Genomic DNA, 18,385 nt, shown 5'->3' with positions numbered 1-18,385 from the left:
AACGTCATCGAACTGACCCCGGTCCTCACCGACCCCGACCGATGAACACCACCGGACCCCCACACGCCGCCTGCCGGGAAGACCCAGTGGACCGTGACGTTCTACGTGGTGGCGGACGACGCCACCTCGGCGAGCCGTCGGCCATGCCCCGGCCTCAGTCCTCCCGGCGGCCGCGCCGGACCAGTGCGATCACGGAGGCCCCCAGCCCGCCCCAGATGATGACGATGGAGCCAACCATGATGAGAACGGCGATCCCGGTCATCTCAGCTCACCTCCTCGACGGCGTCCAGGTCCAGCGGCCGGAAGTCGTCCACGGGAGTCCGCCATCTGATCAGGGTGAGGATCGCCGCGGCCACAGCGCACAGGAACAGCATGCCCCAGCCGAAGACGGCCTCGAAACCGGGCGTGTAGCTGGCGGGGTCGTAGCCCGCGCTCGCGTAGGCCCAGACGTTCTGGACGAACATGAAACCGAGCAGGGCAGGCACGACAGCGCAGATGAGCACCTGCCACCAGGCACCGACGATGCTCGTCCCGGAGACCGCGTTGAGGTGACGGCGAAGGACGCCCGTGCGGCGCAGCACCAGGCCGACGCCGACGCACATGACGATGGCCGAGCCGACCACCCCGATGTTGTTGATGAAGGCGTCCACGACGTCCAGGTCGTACAGGCCCGAACTCGTGCCGAACAGTACCAGGGAGAGTACGGCCGAGGGCAGCCCGGCCACCAGGGAGGCCCTGGCGGGAGACAGGTCGAATTTCTCGGCCAGGCCGGCCGCGACCACCTGGATGATCGAGATGAAGGAGGTCAGCCCGGCCATTGCGAAGGAGGCGAAGAAGAGCACCCCGAACAGGGGCCCGCCGGGCATCTGGGAGATGACGGTGGGGAAGGTGACGAAGGACAGCGAGACGCCGCTGATGCCCTGCAGCTCGCTCACGGCCATGCCCTGCCGGGTCGCCATGTAGCCGAGGGTGGCGAAGACGCCGATGCCGGCCAGGATCTCGAAGGACGAGTTGGCGAAGCCGGCGACCAGGCCGGTGCCGATCAGATCGGCGCGCCTGCCCAGGTACGAGGAGTAGGTCAGCATGATGCCGAAGGCCACCGACAGCGAGAAGAAGATCTGGCCGAAGGCCGCCATCCACACCCGGAAGTCGCCCAGAGCCGACCAGTCGGGGGCGAACAGGGCGTCGAGGCCCTGCGCCGCGCCGGACAGGGTGAGGGCGCGCACGACGAGGGCGGCGAACATGATCACCAGCACCGGCAGGAAGATCTTGTTGGCCCGCTCCACGCCGTTGGTCACGCCCAGGCCGATGACGACCAGTCCGAAGACCCACACGATGGCCAGCGGGATGATGACCCCCGCCACCGGAGCCGCCGAGAAGGAGACCGCATCGGTGTCGAGGCCGATGTAGTCGTAGAAGAAGCCCTTCGCGTCGCCGCCCCAGGCGGTGTTGACCGAGAAGATCATGTAGCGCAGGGCCCAGGCCACGATGACCGCGTAGTAGGTCATGATGATGAAGCAGACCATCACCTGCCACCAGCCGAGCCATTCGAATCTGCGGCTGAGGCGGCGGAAGACCGCCGGGGCGGAGCCGCGGAAGCGGTGCCCCAGGGAGTAGTCGAGGAAGAGCACCGGGATGCCGACCATCAGCAGTGCCACGACGTAGGGGACGATGAAGGCGCCCCCGCCGTTGGTGTAGGCGACGCCGGGGAAGCGCCAGATGTTGCCCAGCCCGATGGCCGAGCCGATCGCGGCGACGAGGAAGCCCAGCTGGCTTCCCCACTGCTCGCGCTGCTGGCCCTCGAGGGGCGGGGTCGGGGAGGACATGGTCTCCGCCTTCCGTGTCGGAGGAGCAGGAAGGCGCACGGCCCTTGTCGTGCATCGCCGGGGGCGGGGAGGCCCAGGGCCCTTCCAGGTGGGCGCGGTCATTATGGGGGAGGTTCCGGCGGGCGCCGCACACCCGTCCGGCATTCGAGCCGACTGCCCGGATACCGGGCGGGACCTCTGAAGCCGGGGACCGGGTCTCGCACGAGCCCGGCGTGCTCGTAGCGGCGCAGCACGTCCCACGGCACAGCCCGAGGACCGCGGCGGGCTCGCCGAGGGCGCACCTCCTCGTTCATGGTTCATGCCCGGAACCCCGGCTGCCGGAGCGCGCTCCAGGTCACGCCGACGGGCGGCCGCCTGCCGGGCGCACGGCGTCGGTGATGGCCGCGGCAGCCCGGTCGGCAAGACGGACGAGCTCACCGGGCCCGGCACCGCCGTCGGTGTGAAGGGCCCACCACGAGAGAGTCTCGGTGAGATAGTCGAGGAGGAGCAGGGCGGTCATGCGCCGCTCGAGGCCCCCTCGGCCGCCCGGGGCGCCATGGTCCGGCGCGTCCGGGGGGAGCAGCGTCTCAATGGTGTCGATCCAGCCGCTCCGCCGCCCGTGCAGGGCCGCCAGGAGCGGGGGGTGGGAGGCGATGAGCCGCACCCACCGGGCCAGATCGGCGAGCCCCGCGGGAGGGAGCAGCCGGGCGAGTCCGTGAATGATGCTCCGGCCGATGAGCAGGGGCGGGGCACCCGGCGTCTGCGCGGCGATGACGCCTCGGATCGTCTGAAGCATCTCATCGTCGACCATCATGCCGACGACGAAGTCCTCCTTCGTGGGGAAGTGGCGGAAGAAGGTCATCTGCGAGACGCCTGCACGGCGGGCGATCCTGTTGACCGTGATGTCGTCGTAGTCGCACTCGGCGAGCAGGGACCGCCCGGCGCGGCGGATCGCGTCCCGGGTGGTCCGGCGCTTCCGCTCCTGCCAGGCCCGGCGCGCCGCCATGGCCCTCGCGGAGGTGCCGCGCGCGGTGGGGCGCGGCGGCTCGGCGCCGGAACCGGTGTCAGTCATCACTCGCCCGCCCCTCCTGCGCCGAGTCCGTCACAGGACGCTCCGCCGCCGGTGGTCGAGGAGCCACGCGGCGGCGAGGGCGAGGACGGCGACGGCGGCGCAGGCGAACAGACAGGCCCGCGTGGCGGCGGTGTAGGCGCGTCCTGCGGCCACGCGCAGGGCCGGCCCCGTGTCCCGGGGAAGCCGGGCGGCCTGCTGGAACGCGATCGTCACCGAGCCGGCGGCCTCCGGGCCCGCGTCGACCCCGGCCCGGAGAAGACGTGCGGCGTAGAGCGAGCCCTGGACGGTGCCGAGCACGCCGATGCCGAGTACCGAGCCCAGCTGCTGGAGCGCGCTGAGCAGGGACGAGCCGGCTCCCCGCCGGTCGCCGCCCACCTGGGACAGGCCCCATGACAGGGCGACGGGCTGGGCGGCCCCCATGCCGAAACCGGCCACCGCCTGTCCGGCGCCCATCAGGACGAGCCCGCCACGGGCGGTGGAGACCCCCATGGCCCCGGCACCGAGGCAGAGCAGCCCAAGGCCGCCCAAGCAGGCTCCCGCCTTCCCCAGGGCGCGGGCGAGGGGCTCGTTGAGCACCGAGCCGAGAATGGCTCCCCCGACCAGCGGCATGAGCAGCAGTCCGCCGGTCAGCGCGTCGTGGTCCAGGACTGTCTCCAGATAGGCGGGGAGCACGAAGATCAGCCCGAACACCGAGAAGTTCACGGTGGCCAGCGTGAGCGCACCGACCGAGAAGGACGCCGAGGAGAACAGCCGCAGGTCGGTCAGGGGCTGCGCGGCACGCGGGTCATGCACCGCGAACAAGACGACGAGCATCAATCCGATCAGGGCGAAACCGCCGGCCCGGACGCTCGCCCAGGAGTGCTGGCCGTTGATCAGGCCGGCGGTGAGCAGCCCGAGCCCCGCGGCGACCAGAACCGCCGACAGCAGGGGCAGGCCGGCGCCCGGAGGTCCCGTCCGCGCGGTCCGGGGGATCACGCCCAGGGCCCACGCCGTCACCGCGGCGAAGGCGACGGCGTCGAGGACGAAGATCGCCCGCCACCCCGCCAGCGCCGTGAGGCCGCCGCCGATCACCGGACCCAGCGGAGCACCGAGGGTGCCGGCGATGGTCCAGACGGTCATCGCACGGACGCGATCGGCGGCCCCGGGGAACAGCCCGGCGATCAGTGCCAGGCTCATCGGGATGAACATGCCCGCGCCGGCGCCCATGATCGCCCGGGCCGCGATGAGCCACCCGACCCGCGGGCTCAGGGCCCCCAGGGCGGACCCGGTCAACAACCCCGCCAGCCCCATCAGCAGTACCCGGCGGTGGCCGAGGCGATCGCCCCCGAAGCCCGCCACCAGCAGGATCGCGACGAACACCAGGCTGTAGGCGGATGTCACCCACTGCTGCTGCGCCGTCGAGGCCCCGAGGTCGGCACTCACGTCGGGCAGCGCGACGTTCATGGCCGCCGTGTTCACGAACAGCATCGCCACGCCCGCGGACAGGCATGCCAGCCCCGCCCACGAGCTGGGGGGAACTGCTGCCGCACGATCCTCAGTTCTCATATGTTAGAAACTAACATATGATTTGGCGGCGCCCTCGGGGGGTCGCATCGGATGTCGTCGAGGTCAGGGGGGACCCATCGCATGAAGTACCCACCGGGACGGGTGCCGGCGCAGGTGCGCCGTCAACTGCACCGCATCATCGAGGCCAGTGACCGCGATTTCTTCCCGCCCCTGTCATGGCGGACCGGTACAGGCGAGACGCAGTGGGCGACACGCCCGCAGGGGGAGGATGTGGAGCCGTACTTCACCTCGCTCATGCGCCAGACGACCATCATCACCGTGCAGCGGGATTCGACGATCGCGGGCTTCTGCGCCTATCAGTACCCGTACAGATGGCGAGAGCGAACATATCTGTACATCAGCACGGCGATCGTGCTGCCGGCCTTCCGGGGGCGCCGCATCACCTCGCACTTCCTCGCGCCGATCGCCCTGGCCGCGATGCGCCACCGCAGCCCGATCCTCGCGAAAACGTGGTCCTCGAACCACCGCAGTGTGGGCGCTCTGCGCCGATGGGCGCGCCAGATCGAACACATCGCCGATGACAGGGCCCCGGGCGTGGACACGCTCTACTGGCAGTTCGACCCGTGGATCGCCCTTCGGACGCTGGTCCCGGACCGCTGGCCAGGACCATCTCAACGGACCGCACCGGAGTGACCCCGAAGGGCCGATCCCGATGAGGATCACGAGGGGGAGCTCGCCTTCTACTACAAGGTCTCCGCGGACAGGAGTCGCATCCTGGCCGAGTCCCTCGTCCGAGTGCGGACCGGGGACGAAACGGTGCTGGGGGACGCTCGGCGCGGTGGACGACCCCGCCCGCGCTCGTCGCCCCGGCGAGGTCATGGTTCGCCGAGCAGCTCCACGTGATCCGCCCTCAGGGCGGATTCATCACGCTCCCGGCCCGCATCGCCGCAGGCTGGCTCTTCACCGATGCGATCGGGAGTCCCTCCGACGCATCCCTCAAGAACCTTGTGAAGAGGGCGCGGTGCGATGAGAAGTCTGAACAGACCGGCGAGACGGCTGGCATCCCGATCGTGTGCGACACGGACGAGAACGATCCCCATGTGAACATGCTCGAACGATGGTTGGAGGAGGACCCCGACCATCATCACGCAGCACTGACCCGTCCTCGCCTCGAGTACTGGTTCATCCTCCACTACGAGTCGCCCGGTGCACGAACGCCCAGCACGCCCGGCAAGAGCTCGAACGCTTCACCCCCAGTACTGCACGGGGAAGTCATCGCCGCCATCGGTCATCGGGGACAACACGGACGAGGCCATCGAACGGGAGAGGAACCGGCAGCGCTCCACCGAGGCGGTCGGGCCATGGCCGACAGTGGACTGCTCCCAGCTGCCGGAACTCATCGACTGGCTTGACGAGCCGGCGGGACGTCCGCCCTGATCCTGTCCCCGGGGCCCCGAGCGCCCGAGGTCCCTCCACGCGAACGACCCGGAGGACTCGTCCAGGACCCCCGGCTCATCGGCGGCCGGCTCGAGCGTGGCCGGGGCCAGCGGGACCGGGAGCCCGCTCAGGGGATCGGGCCGAGGCGATCGGCGCGGTGGCGTCTCCGGCGCGCAGCCAGGCCGGGCAGACGGTGGTCGCCTCGGCCTGGCGGGCGACGGCGGCCGTCTCGTCGGACGGACAGGCGTCGATCATGCCGGTCCGGGCCGTGCCGCTGATGCCCTGGGTCTCGTCGTCGAAGCGGGCGTGGTGCAGGCACGGCGAACGAGATCCTCTCGTCGCGCGTCCAGCCGAAGGTGTCGCCGCCCAGGACGAGCGGGAGGATGCCGATGTCGGTATGCGGGATCCGCACCACGAGGGCCCTTTCGACGTTCGGCCCCATCGTAGGAAAAGCCCGGGGAGGGGCCCGTCACGGACTGGCAGCGACGCCCGCCGCCTCACGGCCCCGCGCGTCCCGGCGGGACCCGACTCGCCCAGTGAAATGTGACGAACCAGTTCGTAGAAAATACGGACCGGCCGGTACATTCAGAGGCCGAGAAGCATATCCTGACAGGGAGTCGCGCCCGTCCCAGAGCAGTGGCGGGCCCGCCACCGAGCGAGGAAGCCCCATGACCATTTCGTATGCCCAGCCGACTCCGACGACGCAAATCCTCCGGCCCCTCACCGTTCGCGGCATGACGATCCCCAACCGGATCGTCATGCCGCCCATGGGCACCAACTTCGCCACCGCGAGCGGGGAGCTCAGCGATGAGCACATGGCCTACTACCGCGAGAGGGCCCGCGGCGGCACCGGGCTCATCATCATGGAGAACGTCTGCGTGGACCATCCGACCGGTTCGAACGGATACACCCAGCTGCGCCTCGACAGCGACCACTATCTGCCGCGCATGTTCGCTTTCACCGAGGAGATGCACCACCACGGCTCGGTGGCGGGCGTGCAGATCAACCACGCCGGCGCCTCGGCCGATCCCGCCCTCACCGGGGTGTCCGCCCTCTCGTCCTCCGACGTGCCCTCCAAGCCCGGCGGGCCCGCCCCGACGCCCATGACCATCGCGCAGATCAGGCGCGTCATCGAGCACTTCGGGCAGACCGCCCGGCGCGCCCAGCGCGCCGGCTTCGACATGGTCGAGGTGCACGGCGGGCACTCCTATCTGCTCAACCAGTTCCTCTCCCCGTTCTACAACCACCGCACCGACGAGTACGGCGGCAGCCCCCGCAACCGGGTGCGCCTCCTGGTCGAGGTGCTGCGCGAGGTGCGTGCCCGGGTCGGCGAGCGCTTCCCGATCTCTCTGCGGGTCAGCGCCGACGAGTTGCTCGAGGGCGGCAACCGGCTCGAGGACACCCTCTCCTTGGCCGCCCACTGCGACGAGTACGTGGACATCTGGAACGTCTCGGCCGCCGAGAACCCCACTCTGCAGTACCAGATCGACATGGCCCGCCTGCCGGACGGCTGGCGCTCGACGATGGCCCACGCCTTCAAGGAGCGCTTCGGCAAGCCGACCATCACCTCGGGCAATGTGCGCGAACCGCGGGCCGCCGAGCGCATCCTCGCCGAGGGCGACGCCGATCTCGTCGCGATCGGCCGCGGACTCATCGCCGATCCCTGGTGGGTGCGCAAGGTGCGCGAGGGGCGCCCGGAGGACATCCTGCACTGCATCTCCTGCAACATCGGGTGCGCCGATCACCGCATCCGGCAGGGCACGCCGATCCGTTGCACGATCAATCCGAACATCCTCGACAACGAGTCCTACCGGGACACGAAGGTGAGTGCACCGACGAGGGTCGTGGTGGTCGGTGGCGGGCCGGCCGGCCTGGAAGCGGCCTCGAGCGCGGCCGAGGTCGGCTGCGCGGTGACCCTGCTGGAGCGGGGCGAGCAGCTCGGCGGCATCGTCCGCCACGCCGCCCGGCTGCCGGCCAAGTGGCGCATCGCGAAGTACCTCGACGAGTCGGTGCTGCGCGCCCGCCGCGCCGGCGTGGACATCAGGACCGGGCAGCCGGGGGAGCCCGACAGGGTTCTGGCCGAGCATCCCGATCTGGTGGTCAACGCCACCGGCGGCCTGCCCGTCACCCCGCCCATCGCCGGGCTGCGCGAGCATCTGGACCGGCCGGGCTCAACGGTCAGCTCCATCATCGGGTTCGCCTCCCGCATCGACGAGGTGGACGGATGGAAGGGCCGCCGGGCCGTCGTCGTGGGCGCCGGCGCGGTGGGCCTGGACGTGGTGGAGCACTTGGTCGACCACGACGTGCGGGCGACCCTGGTGGAGCGCCTGCCCGCGATCGGCAACGATCTGGACATGATCACGCGTCTGCAGATGCTCGAGATGCTGGCGCGCGGTGGGGTCGACGTGCGCGTGAGCACCAGCCTGGCCGAGGTGCGCGAGGACGGCGTGGTGGTGCAGGCGGCCAATGGCGAGCCCGAGTTCATCGAGATGGTGCACGGCGTGATCTGCCTCGGCATGCGGCCGGTGGTCGCCGGGCTGGCGGAGCTGACCGAGCGCTGCACGAGCGCGGGGACCCCCGTGATGAACATCGGCGACTCGGTGCGCCCGCGTAAGATCATCGACGCCGTGCGCGAGGGCCGCGGCGTGCTGAGGGCGCTCGACGGACTCGGCAGACGGGCCGCAGTCTAGGACCGGTGGCGGGGCCGCCCGCGCCCCGTCCCCATCCCGCGCCGGCGGCCGAGGGGAACAGGCGGCTGAGGGGAGACGAGGATCATGGCTGACGACATGCGGACCCCGGCGCAGACCGGCGGGAACGACCGGAGCGGGCACCGCCCGGCCGTGGTGCTCGTCGGCCCGCCCGGGGCCGGCAAGACCACGGTGGGCACGCTCATCGCCCATGCACTGGGCCTGCCCTTCCTCGACACCGACGACGAGGTGGAGCGCGTCGCCGGCATGCCCATCCCCGAGATCTTCCTCACCGAGGGCGAGCCGGCCTTCCGGGCGCTCGAGCACGAGACGGTGCTGCGCGTGCTGCGCGAGTTCGACGGCATCGTCGCGCTGGGCGGGGGGGCGATCCTGCACCCCGGCACGCAGGAGGCGCTGCGCCGGCACATGACGGTCTTCCTCGACGTCGACGTCTCGCAGGCGCTGCCCCGGGTCGGGCTGTCGGGCATACGCCCCCTGCTCATGGGCGATCCGGTGACCAAATTCAACGCGCTCATGGAGCAGCGCCGCGCCATCTACGAGAGCGTCTCGCAGATCCGGTTGAACACCACCGGCCGCCGCCCGCAGGACTCCGGCGAGGACATCCTGCTGGCGCTCATCAACGCCGGCACGGTCGATCTGCCCCCGGGCACCGTGCGGCGCGCCGCATCCCGGCACGCTCCGGCGAGCGTGGTGAACGTGACCGGCCATGACGGCTACGAGATCCGCATCGGCTGGGATCTGCTGCCCGGGGTCAACGAGCTGGTTCCCCGGGACGCCGAACGTGTCCTGGTGGCTCATGAGGCCGTCGCCTCTCCGTGTGCGGACCGCCTCGCCGAGTCCCTGGAGGCCGATGGCCGGCGGGTGGTGCGCCACGAGGTGCCCGATCTCGGCCGCTTCAAGGGCCTGGGCACCGTCGCCCGGCTCTGGGACGTGCTGGGCGAGCACCGCTTCGGCCGACGGGATGCGATCGTCGCCGTGGGGGGCGCCGAAGCGGTCTACCTGCTCGGCTTCGTGGGTGCCACCTGGTTGCGGGGCGTGCCCGTGGTGAACGTGCCCACCAGCCTGCTCGCCATGGCGGACGCCTCGGTCGGCGGCAAAGCGGCCCTCGACCTGCCGCGCGGCCGCGATCTGGTGGGGGCCTTCCACCCGCCGCGCGGGGTGCTGTGCGATCTGGGCCTGCTGTCGAGCCTGCCAGTCGAGCAGCTGCGCTCGGGGCTCGCCGAGATCGTGAAGGCCGGTTTCGTGGGCGATGAGCAGATCCTGCGGCTCATCGAGGCCAATGGCGGCGCCGATGCGCTGGACATCCACTCGCCCGTCTTCCGCGAGCTCATGGAGCGCGCCCTTGCGGTGAAGGCCCGGATCGTCGGCGAGGACCTGCGCGAGATCGGGTTGCGCGAGGTGCTCAACTACGGGCACACCCTGGGCCACGCCATCGAGGGCTGCGAGGGCCCGACGATGCGCCACGGCGATGCCGTCGCGATCGGCATGGTCTACGCCGCCGAGCTCGCCCACCGGCTGGGCCGCCTCGATGCCGAGGTCCTCGCCCGGCACCGCAGCGTGCTGCGCATGATCGGCCTGCCCACCGGCTACTCCGGTGCGAGCTGGCAGCAGCTGTCGCAGGCGATGTCCTGGGACAAGAAGATCCGCAACAACGAACTGCGCTTCGTCGTGCTGGAGGACATCGCGAAGTGCACCATCGCCCGCGACCCGGACGAGCGGCTGCTGCGCGAGTCCTGGGCGGCGATCCAGGGATAGGGCTCCGGGCGCGCGGCCCGTTCGTCGCCCGCGGCCGAGCCGCTGCGGCAGCGACGGACGAGGGGCGGAATCTGGTGAGCACCTATGGCAGGATCGGGGCAGTTGAGGTAAATTAACTAACGGGTTAGTTCGCAGCGCGGCGAACGCCCTGACGAAGAGGACCACCCCCATGAACGACGAATCCATGAACGACGAAGTCATGCAGACCATCACCGGGCGCACCGAGCTGCTCGGGCTGCTCGCCCACCCCATCCGGCACAGCCAGTCGCCGCGGATGCACAATCTGGCCATCGCGAAACTCGGGCTCGACTACGCCTACCTGGCCTTCGAGGTGGACGCCGAGGAACTGCCCGCCGCAGTCGAGGCCATGCGGACGCTCAAGGTCCGCGGATGGAACGTCTCCATGCCGAACAAGATGAGGATCCTGGACTGCGTCGACACGATCACCCCCGCCGCGGAGCTCGTCGGCGCTTCGAACACGGTGGTCAACGAGGACGGCCGGCTCACCGCCCACAACACCGACGGCATGGGCGCGATGGAGGCGCTGCGCTTCTTCGACCACGCCCCCGGGGGCCGGACCATCACGATCATCGGCGCGGGCGGCGCGGGCACCGCGGTGACGGTGCAGGCGGCACTGGACGGGGCCGCCAGGCTCAACATCTTCAACCGCAGGGATCCCTTCTGGGACAACGCCGAACGCACGTTGGAGAAGATCAACTCGCGCACCGGCACGGCCGCCGTACTGCACGACCTCGCGGACCAGGACGCCCTGGCGGGAGCGCTGGCCGAGTCCTCGGTACTGATCGATGCGACGAACGTCGGCATGGGCGCACTGGAGGACAGGACAAATCTTCTGGACGTCTCGATCATCCCGCCCGAGGTGTTCGTGATGCACGTGGTCTACTCGCCGGCCGAGACGAGATTCCTGCGCGAGTGCCGGCAGGCCGGCCTGCGGTGCACCAACGGCACCGAGATGATGTACCGCCAGGGCGCCGCCGCCTTCAAACTGTTCACCGGCCACGACATGCCGCTCGACTACGTGCGCGCACGCATGGGCCGGTGAACCGGAACCACCCTCCGACCCGGGCGCGCCTCCGTGAACGGCGCGCACCCGACTCAGCAGAGACTCAGCAGAAAGGGGCCACCATGGCCACGAGAGCTCACAACATGGGAGCCGTGCTCACCCTCTACTTCTCCTACTTCGTGTACGCCATGGGCCTCATCGCCGCCAGCCAGCTGGCCGGTTCGCCGGGCGACGGCTGGGGGCTGTCCGCGGCCTGGGGGGTCGAGGCGAAGGACGTGATCTCGGCCCTGTCGGTGATGGCCATCGGCAAATTCATCAGCTACCCCTTCGCCGGCTTCCTGGCCGACAAGTTCGGCCGCCGCAAGATCGTGCTGGTCGGCATCGCCCTCAACGTGGTCTTCTTCATCCTGCTGCCGCTCTCGCCCAACCGCGCCGTCGGCATGCTGCTCGCGGCGGTCTTCGGTGCCGGCAACTCCTTCCTCGACGCCGGCACCTATCCGACGCTCATGGAGTCGAACCCCTCGAACGCCGGCACGATGAACATCCTCATCAAGATCTTCATCTCGGCGGGGCAGTTCGTGATGCCCTTCCTCATCACGATGGTGGGCACCCAGAACTGGCGCATCGTGCCGATCGCCGCCGGCGTCTACATGGTGGTGATGGGTGTCCTGGCATTCGTCGTCTCCTTCCCCGACTACAAGAAGATCGCGGCCGAGCAACTGGCGGCCCAGAAAGCTGCCGAACAGGGCGCGGAGTCCGGGGAGGGCCCAGCGGCCGCGGTCCGTGCGCGCTTCGCGGTGGAAGGCGTCGTCTGCCTCGTCTTCATCTTCTGCACCAACGGGATCGTCTACCTGGCGAACCAGGCGCTGCCCCAGATCGGCTCCAACATCGCCCATCTGAGCACCTCCCAGGGCCGCAGCCTGACGCAGTTCTTCACATTGGGCTCGGTGGTCGCGGTGCTGCTCACCGCCGCGATCTCCTCCCGCGGCGTCAAGTCGATCAACTTCGTGCCCGTCTACGCCGCGTTCGGCCTGATCTCCGTGCTGCTGCTCAACATCGGCCTCATGCACTCCCTGGCCGGCATGAGGATCACCGCCTTCCTCATCGGCTACTTCGTCTCGGGCGGCATCATGCAGCTCGTGCTCACCGCGATGTCCGACTTCTTCCCGAAGTCCAAGGGACAGATCGTGAGCTGGTACTGGATGGCCGGCGCGGTCGGCGGATTCGTGCTGCCCTATGCGGTCGGGGCCATCGTGCCGAGCACCAAGGACGTCTCGAGCGACGAGGCCACCCACCTGCTGGCCAGCGGCTACACGAACGTGGTATGGCTCGCGGTGGCGTTCAGCGTGATCGCCTTCGCAACCGCAACTTTCGTCTTCATGCGCCATCGTTCGATCTTCCGGGCGATCGAGTCCGCGGAGGCGAAGGCCTGAGTGCCGAGCAGGAGAGGACTGATGGACATGAGAACGGTGCGGCTCAAGGACGTGGTGCTGGGGGAGGGCCTGCCCAAGGTGATCGTGCCGATCACCGGGACGACGGCCGACGAGGTCCTGGCCGCCGCCGAGGCCTTGGCGCCCCACGAGATCGACATCGTCGAATGGCGCGTCGACTTCCTCGGCACGGCCCCCGACACCACGGGGGCCGTCGCACTCGCCGGCCCCCTGGCCGCTCGCCTGGGCGGACGGCCGCTGCTGGCCACCTTCCGGACGGCCGACGAAGGCGGTGAGAAGACGATCAGCGTTCAGGACTACGTCGATCTCAACCTGGCTCTGATCGCCTCGGGTCACGTCGACGCGGTGGACGTCGAGTTCTTCCGCGGCCCGCAAGTGGTGCGGGAGGTGATCGATGCCGCGCACGCCCGGGCAGTGGCGGTGGTGGCGTCCAGCCACGACTTCGCCGCCACACCGCCGGCCGCCGAGATCGTCTCCCGCCTGAGGCGGATGCAGGAGGCGGGCGCCGACGTTCCGAAACTGGCGTGCACCCCGCACGACACCGGCGATCTGCTCATCCTGCTGTCGGCCACCTGGAGGATGTCGGAGCACTACGCCGATCGTCCGATCATCACCATGTCGATGGGCCGCGAGGGAATGCTCTCGCGCATGACCGGTGCCTTCTTCGGCTCGGCCGCCACCTTCGGCATGGTCGGGCGCCCCTCGGCGCCCGGCCAGATCCCCGTCGGGGAGCTCAACCGGATCCTCGGGCTCCTCGGCGAATGGGCGCCGGAGCGCTAGCCGTGTGCCCGCGCCCGCCGCAGGGCCGGGCGCCCGCTCCGGGCGAGGAATGGAGGCTGAATCCATGACCGTGCAGCGTCAGGGCCGGCAGATCGGTGTCATGGTGGTCGACGGCCATGAGATCGTCCGGCGGGGGCTCGGCGTCATCCTCGCGGACGCGCGCGATGTCGAGCTCGTCGGCGAGGCATCGGGCGTCGCCGAGGCCGTGCGGCTGGCGCCGCCGCTGGCGCCGCAGATCGTCCTGGTCGCGCTGAGGCTGCCCGACGGCACGGGGCTCGAGCTGATCTCGCAGCTGCGCGGCGCGCTCCCGGGTTCGCACTTCATCGTGCTCACCGCGGTGGACGACGACGAGGCGATGCGCGAGGCCCTGCTGAGCGGGGCGAGCGCCTATCTCAGCAAATCGCTGCGCGGCATCGAGGTGGTCTCCGCCATCAAGGGCGTCGCCGCGGGGCGGGCCGTGACCGGTCAGCGGCTTCCGCCCCGCCGTCGCGGAGCCGCCGATCTGACCGAGGGCCTGACCCCCTCGGAGCGGCGCGTCCTGGAGCTCATCGGCGAGGGGCTGAGCAATCGCGAGATCGGCGAACGACTGGGAATCGCCGAGAAGACCGTGAAGAACCACATCACCTCGCTGCTGGCGAAGATGGGGCTGCGGCGGCGCACCCAGGCCGCCACCTGGATCGCCACCCGGCGGGCCTCGTCGTGGCGGCGCTGAGCAGCCCGTCCGGTCAGCCCTCGCGGAACTCGATGCCGAAACCGCCGCGGGGGTAGTGCCAGCTGAGCGCGCCGGCCGGCATGACGGCCAGGCAGGTGCCGCACTCCAGGCAGGCCGCGTACTCGACCGAGATCGTGCCGTCGGGCTCCTCGGCGTAGACGTGCGCCGGGCAGACGTCCACCAGCAGCCGGCCGGTGCCGGTGGCCCGCACGATCCGCTGGTTGATCTCGATGTGGCCGAAGTCCTCGTCCGTCTGATAGCTGTTCTGCGCCAAGCGCTCGGTGATGGTGCCCGTGATCTGCGTCATCGTTGTCCTCCTCTCACAGCGCCCGCATGGCCTGCCAGGCGTCCTTGGCCAACTCGGTCATCCTGATCCCCGAACTCCTGAGAGCTGATGCGGCGATGCCGGCGAGATGCCTGCGGGGCGTGGTGTCCAGATCGTAGATGCCGTGCATCACGTCGGCGAGGAGCGTCCCGTAGTCGCGGTAGAGCCGGGGGCTGTCCATCAGGACGGGCAGCCTCGTGTAGAGCTCCATGTCCTGGCCCACGAAGCCCTTCCTCAGCTCCTCGCCGTAGCGGTCCATGGACGTCTGCGAGAAGTCCTGGGCGGCCAGCGCCGCTCCGGCGGCCCGCGCCGCGGCGAGTGCACTGCCAGCAGCCAGGTCCATGCCGCGGATCGTCATCCCGGTGTTGAGCGTGAATCCGCCGGCGTCGCCGATGATGAGCAGACCCGGGCGGGTGAGGTCATGAGCCGCCATCGCCGGACCGTCCTCGATGGTCAGATGGCAGCCGTACTCGAGCAGCTCGCCGTCCTTGAGCAGGGGGGCGATCACCGGATGGGACAGGAAGTGGTCGTGCACGTCCGAGGAGGCCAGGCCCTTGGCCGCCAGATCGTCCAGCCGCAGCACCACGCCCACCGAGACCGAGTCGGTGTTCGTGTAGAGGAAACCGCCGCCGGCGCAGCCCTGGGTGGCATCGCCCACGACCGCGTAGGCGACGCCTTCCTGCCCGGTCAGACGGAAGCGATCCTCCAGCAGCTTCCGGGGGAGCCGGATGACGGACTTCACGCCGACGGCCAAGTGCTTGCGCGGTTCCCTGGCGCGGATGCCGGCCTGCCTGGCGATGAAGGAGTTGACGCCGTCGGCGGCGATCACCACGCGGGCGCGCAGCTCGTCCTCGCCGGCGCGCACGCCCACGATGCGGCCGTCCTCGACGAGCAGCGCGTCGACCTTCACCTGGGGCATCACCATGACACCGGCCTCCTCGCACTGCTCGGCGAGCCAGGCATCCAGCTTGGCGCGCAGCACGGTCACCGCATTCACCGGTTCGGCCAGGCGCTGGTCCCAGTAGTCGATGTTGATCGATGAGCTCTCGTTGAGGAAGGAGAGCACATTACGGGTGATCCGTCGTTCGACGGGGGCCCGGGTGACGAAGTCGGGGAATGCCTGATCCATGACCCGGCAGTAGAAGACGCCGCCGGACAGGTTCTTGGCGCCCGGCTGGTTCCCGCGCTCGATGAGCACCACCTCGTGGCCCGCGCTGGCCAGCTGATGGGCGCAGACGGTGCCCGCGACGCCCCCGCCGATCACGATCGCGTCGAAGACTTCTTCTTCGGCTTTCTCGCCCGTCATCTCGCACCCGCCCGTCAGCTCAGCGCCGCGACGAGGGCCGGGAGCACTTCGTAGAGGTCCCCGACGACCCCGTAGTCGGCGTGGGCGAAGATCGGCGCGTGCTCGTCGTTGTTGACCGCCACGATGGTCCTCGCCTCGCGGGCGCCCGCCATGTGCTGCAGCTGCCCCGAGATGCCCACCGCGACGTACAGATCGGGTCTCACCGACTGCCCCGAGACGCCCACATAGTTTTCCTTGGGCATCCAGCCCACGCCCTCGGCCACGGGGCGGGAGCAGGCCAGCTCGGCGTCGAGCGAGGCCGCGAGGTCCCGGGCGAGCCCCAGATCGGCCTCGGCCCTGAAGCCGCGGCCGACCGCCACGATGCGCTTCGCGGAGGCGAGGTCGGCGCCGGCCGCCGCATCGCTCGTCTCGGCGGTGACGCGGGCCGCGAAGAGCCCGGCCGGCTCGTCGAGGGGCTCGGCGGCCTGTTCGCAGGGGACCTCCGCGCCACCGGGCAGCACGAGTACTGCGGGCCGGTCGGTGCGGACCCTCTCGCGGGCTATCCCGCCGAAGCGGTCGATCTCGAAGAGGCCATCGGCGACGGCGACGACGCCGGTGAGCACGGGCGCGCTCAGGCGGGCCGCGAGGGCTCCGGCGAGCGCGCGCTCCGCGGCCCGATCGGGGATCAGCACCGCATCGCCCGGTTGGGCGTCGACCGCCGCGCAGACCGCCGGTGCGGCGGCTTCGGCGGGCAGCGGCCCGGGCAACGGGATGGTGAGCACTCGGTCAGCGGCGGGCAGGGAGTCCATCCCGACACCGACGATGGTGACGGAGGAGCCGAGCTGGTCGGCCACCGCGAGGGGGCCGGCGATCTGGTTGCTGGTGGTGACGATCCACGTGGTCATGACTGGTTCCTCTCCTCAATCGTTCTCACAGCAGGCCGTCCGCGCGCAGCGCGGAGACGAGCTCTGCGGCGTTGGCGACGGTTTTGTTCCGGCGAGCCCTGGCGGCCGGGCGCGAGCGCTCGGCGACGGCGACCTCGACGCTGCTCAGATCGAGATCGGCAACGGTCACGGTCTCGACCTTCTTCTTGCCTGCCGCGAGGATGTCCTTCATGCCCGGCACCTTGGCCTGGGCGGCGTCCGGGGCGATGGCGAGCACCGCCGGGCCGGTGATCGCGATGGTGCGGGTGCCGCCCGGGACGGCCTGGACGATGGACCAGCCGTCATCGGCCCGTTCGACCCTGGTCACGTCCTGGAAGCACGGCCAGCCGAGATGACCGGCGAGCAGGGCCGGCACGAGCCTGGCGTTCTCGTCGATGGAGGCGTCGCCGGTGAGCACCAAATCGATGCCGTCGATCCTGCGGACCAGGCCGGCCAGGGCCTGTGCGACCCGGGTGCGGTTCCAGTCGGCGCTCTCGTCATCGGCGAGCAGCAGGCCGCGGTCGAGGCCGCGCGACATGGCCGCCTTCCTGGCCATGGAGCCGTTGACGACGGCGGTGCCCACGCAGACGCCGACGAGCTCGCTCCCGGTGGTCGTGGCCAGCTCCCGGCCCACCTGGATGGCGACGGGATCGTACTCGCTCAGCGCGGGCTTGGCACGCGACCAGTCGACGACGCCCCCGGCGTCGACCGACGCGTCCTGCGGATTCGCTGCCCATTTGTAGGCGACGGCAATAGTCATGGCCTTCTCTCCTAGACAGGGTGATCGGGACTGCCTCGTCCCGCTCCGGCGCGGCCCGAGGTTGCCCGGCGAGAAACCGCACCGACTTATTAACTAACCAGTACAATCATAACTGCAAGGATGCTTCGGCACACGGTCTTTGGTCCCAGACGAGGTCTTCCCGGCGAGCCCCGCCCGACCCCGGCGCAGGGCCCACCGACCCTGTGGCCAGCGGGATCGAACCCGATCATGCCGCACGCAATGCTTCCGGGCGCGCCGGGGCGCCCCAGCCGCCCCGGGGAGGGGAGAGTCATGACCCACGGAAGCCCCCGGCTCCACGACGCCGGGGGAGGGGAGTACTCGATACCCGGTTTCGCGGAGCTCACACCGCCCTGCGCCCATGCCTGCGGCGCCCAGGAGCCGGTGCGCGAATGGGTGCTCGCCCTGCAGCGCGACGACGAGGACTCGGTCCACCGCGCCTGGGTCCGCATCGTCGCCGCCAACCCGCTGCCCGCGGTGATGGGGCGGATCTGCTACGCCGACTGCGAGCGCGACTGCAATCGCGGTGCGCTCGACGGCGCCGTGTCGATCCGCGAGCTGGAGGGCCGGGTGGGCGACTACGCCTTGGCGCGGGGCTGGGCGCTGCCCCCGGCGCCGCGTCCGCCCGGCGCCCGGAGCGCCCGGGTGACGGTGGTCGGATCGGGCCCCTGCGGGCTGTCCGCCGCCAGCCGCCTGGCCCGCGCCGGCCACCGGGTCACGCTGTGGGAGGCCCAGCGCGAGCTGGGGGGCCTGCTGCGGCGCGGCATCAGCGGGGAACGCCTGCCGCGCGCCGTGCTCGACGCCGAGATCGACCGCATCACGGC

Annotated in this window: 17 protein-coding genes and 1 pseudogene; 9 read left to right on the top strand and 9 right to left on the bottom strand. The window is 70.5% G+C overall.

The annotated features are described in order from the left end of the window. Positions 1 to 154: 154 nt before the first annotated feature. The 4 genes from R2N01_RS08130 to R2N01_RS08115 all read right to left on the bottom strand — a co-directional run bounded on the left by R2N01_RS08130 (position 155) and on the right by R2N01_RS08115 (position 4,422). Positions 155 to 262, bottom strand: a complete 108-nt coding sequence (locus tag R2N01_RS08130; protein ID WP_316670186.1) for a methionine/alanine import family NSS transporter small subunit — start codon at positions 260 to 262, stop codon at positions 155 to 157. Between the two features lies 1 nt (position 263). Further along, positions 264 to 1,826, bottom strand: coding sequence for a sodium-dependent transporter (locus tag R2N01_RS08125; RefSeq protein WP_316670184.1), 1,563 nt, complete (start codon positions 1,824 to 1,826; stop codon positions 264 to 266). Between the two features lie 334 nt (positions 1,827 to 2,160). After that, entirely contained in the window at positions 2,161 to 2,877 is a 717-nt protein-coding gene (locus tag R2N01_RS08120; RefSeq protein WP_316670183.1) for a TetR/AcrR family transcriptional regulator, read from the bottom strand. A 30-nt stretch (positions 2,878 to 2,907) separates the two neighbouring features. After that, positions 2,908 to 4,422: an MFS transporter gene (locus tag R2N01_RS08115; protein WP_316670182.1), complete on the bottom strand. Its 1,515-nt coding sequence runs from the start codon at positions 4,420 to 4,422 to the stop codon at positions 2,908 to 2,910. An 81-nt stretch (positions 4,423 to 4,503) separates the two neighbouring features. Between R2N01_RS08115 and R2N01_RS08110 the strand changes: the two genes are divergently transcribed. Beyond that, positions 4,504 to 5,076 carry a GNAT family N-acetyltransferase gene (locus R2N01_RS08110; RefSeq protein ID WP_316670181.1) on the top strand — a complete coding sequence of 191 codons (573 nt, stop codon included), beginning with the start codon at positions 4,504 to 4,506 and terminating at the stop codon, positions 5,074 to 5,076. Between the two features lie 206 nt (positions 5,077 to 5,282). After that, a complete protein-coding gene (locus R2N01_RS08105) occupies positions 5,283 to 5,795 on the top strand; it encodes a hypothetical protein (RefSeq protein ID WP_316670179.1) in 513 nt (170 codons plus the stop codon). Positions 5,796 to 6,136: 341 nt separating this feature from the next. Here the strand turns inward: R2N01_RS08105 and R2N01_RS08100 are convergent. Beyond that, a pseudogene (locus R2N01_RS08100) lies at positions 6,137 to 6,235 on the bottom strand (aldo/keto reductase); the annotation flags it as partial. On the opposite strand from R2N01_RS08100, the gene R2N01_RS08095 reads away from it, so the two are divergent. The 6 genes from R2N01_RS08095 (at position 6,204) to R2N01_RS08070 (ending at position 14,250) form a co-directional block, all read left to right on the top strand. Further along, positions 6,204 to 8,510 (top strand): FAD-dependent oxidoreductase, encoded by a 2,307-nt coding sequence (locus R2N01_RS08095; protein ID WP_316670177.1) that lies wholly within the window; start codon positions 6,204 to 6,206, stop codon positions 8,508 to 8,510. The pseudogene R2N01_RS08100 and the gene R2N01_RS08095 overlap by 32 nt on opposite strands. A gap of 84 nt (positions 8,511 to 8,594) precedes the next feature. After that, the gene (gene aroB / locus R2N01_RS08090) at positions 8,595 to 10,283 is read left to right on the top strand and encodes a 3-dehydroquinate synthase (protein ID WP_316670176.1); all 1,689 of its coding nucleotides are present in this window, start codon (positions 8,595 to 8,597) and stop codon (positions 10,281 to 10,283) included. A 169-nt stretch (positions 10,284 to 10,452) separates the two neighbouring features. After that, entirely contained in the window at positions 10,453 to 11,346 is an 894-nt protein-coding gene (locus R2N01_RS08085) for a hypothetical protein (protein ID WP_316670175.1), read from the top strand. Between the two features lie 83 nt (positions 11,347 to 11,429). Then, positions 11,430 to 12,740 carry an MFS transporter gene (locus tag R2N01_RS08080; RefSeq protein ID WP_316670174.1) on the top strand — a complete coding sequence of 437 codons (1,311 nt, stop codon included), beginning with the start codon at positions 11,430 to 11,432 and terminating at the stop codon, positions 12,738 to 12,740. A gap of 21 nt (positions 12,741 to 12,761) precedes the next feature. Beyond that, entirely contained in the window at positions 12,762 to 13,538 is a 777-nt protein-coding gene (gene aroD, locus R2N01_RS08075; RefSeq protein ID WP_316670173.1) for a type I 3-dehydroquinate dehydratase, read from the top strand. A gap of 64 nt (positions 13,539 to 13,602) precedes the next feature. Next, a complete protein-coding gene (locus R2N01_RS08070) occupies positions 13,603 to 14,250 on the top strand; it encodes a response regulator transcription factor (protein ID WP_316670172.1) in 648 nt (215 codons plus the stop codon). 13 nt (positions 14,251 to 14,263) lie between these two features. Here R2N01_RS08070 and R2N01_RS08065 read toward each other — a convergent pair whose 3' ends face one another. The 4 genes from R2N01_RS08065 to R2N01_RS08050 are packed head-to-tail and all read right to left on the bottom strand — an operon-like array spanning position 14,264 to position 17,543. Beyond that, positions 14,264 to 14,557, bottom strand: a complete 294-nt coding sequence (locus R2N01_RS08065) for a ferredoxin (RefSeq protein WP_316670169.1) — start codon at positions 14,555 to 14,557, stop codon at positions 14,264 to 14,266. 13 nt (positions 14,558 to 14,570) lie between these two features. After that, on the bottom strand, positions 14,571 to 15,881 hold the full coding sequence (locus R2N01_RS08060) for an FAD-dependent oxidoreductase (RefSeq protein ID WP_316670167.1): 1,311 nt from the start codon (positions 15,879 to 15,881) through the stop codon (positions 14,571 to 14,573). 14 nt (positions 15,882 to 15,895) lie between these two features. Continuing rightward, positions 15,896 to 16,765, bottom strand: coding sequence for an electron transfer flavoprotein subunit alpha/FixB family protein (locus R2N01_RS08055; protein ID WP_316670165.1), 870 nt, complete (start codon positions 16,763 to 16,765; stop codon positions 15,896 to 15,898). A gap of 25 nt (positions 16,766 to 16,790) precedes the next feature. Beyond that, a complete protein-coding gene (locus R2N01_RS08050) occupies positions 16,791 to 17,543 on the bottom strand; it encodes an electron transfer flavoprotein beta subunit/FixA family protein (protein WP_316670164.1) in 753 nt (250 codons plus the stop codon). A gap of 291 nt (positions 17,544 to 17,834) precedes the next feature. On the opposite strand from R2N01_RS08050, the gene R2N01_RS08045 reads away from it, so the two are divergent. After that, positions 17,835 to 18,385: NAD(P)-binding protein (locus tag R2N01_RS08045; RefSeq protein WP_316670163.1), on the top strand; the 551-nt coding region annotated here is incomplete at its 3' end.

It is taken from the genome of uncultured Propionibacterium sp. (assembly GCF_963539965.1).
Classification (GTDB): Bacteria; Actinomycetota; Actinomycetes; order Propionibacteriales; family Propionibacteriaceae; genus Propionibacterium.
Note: the sequence above shows the minus strand (reverse complement) of the source record. Positions and strands in the feature narration are given on the sequence as shown.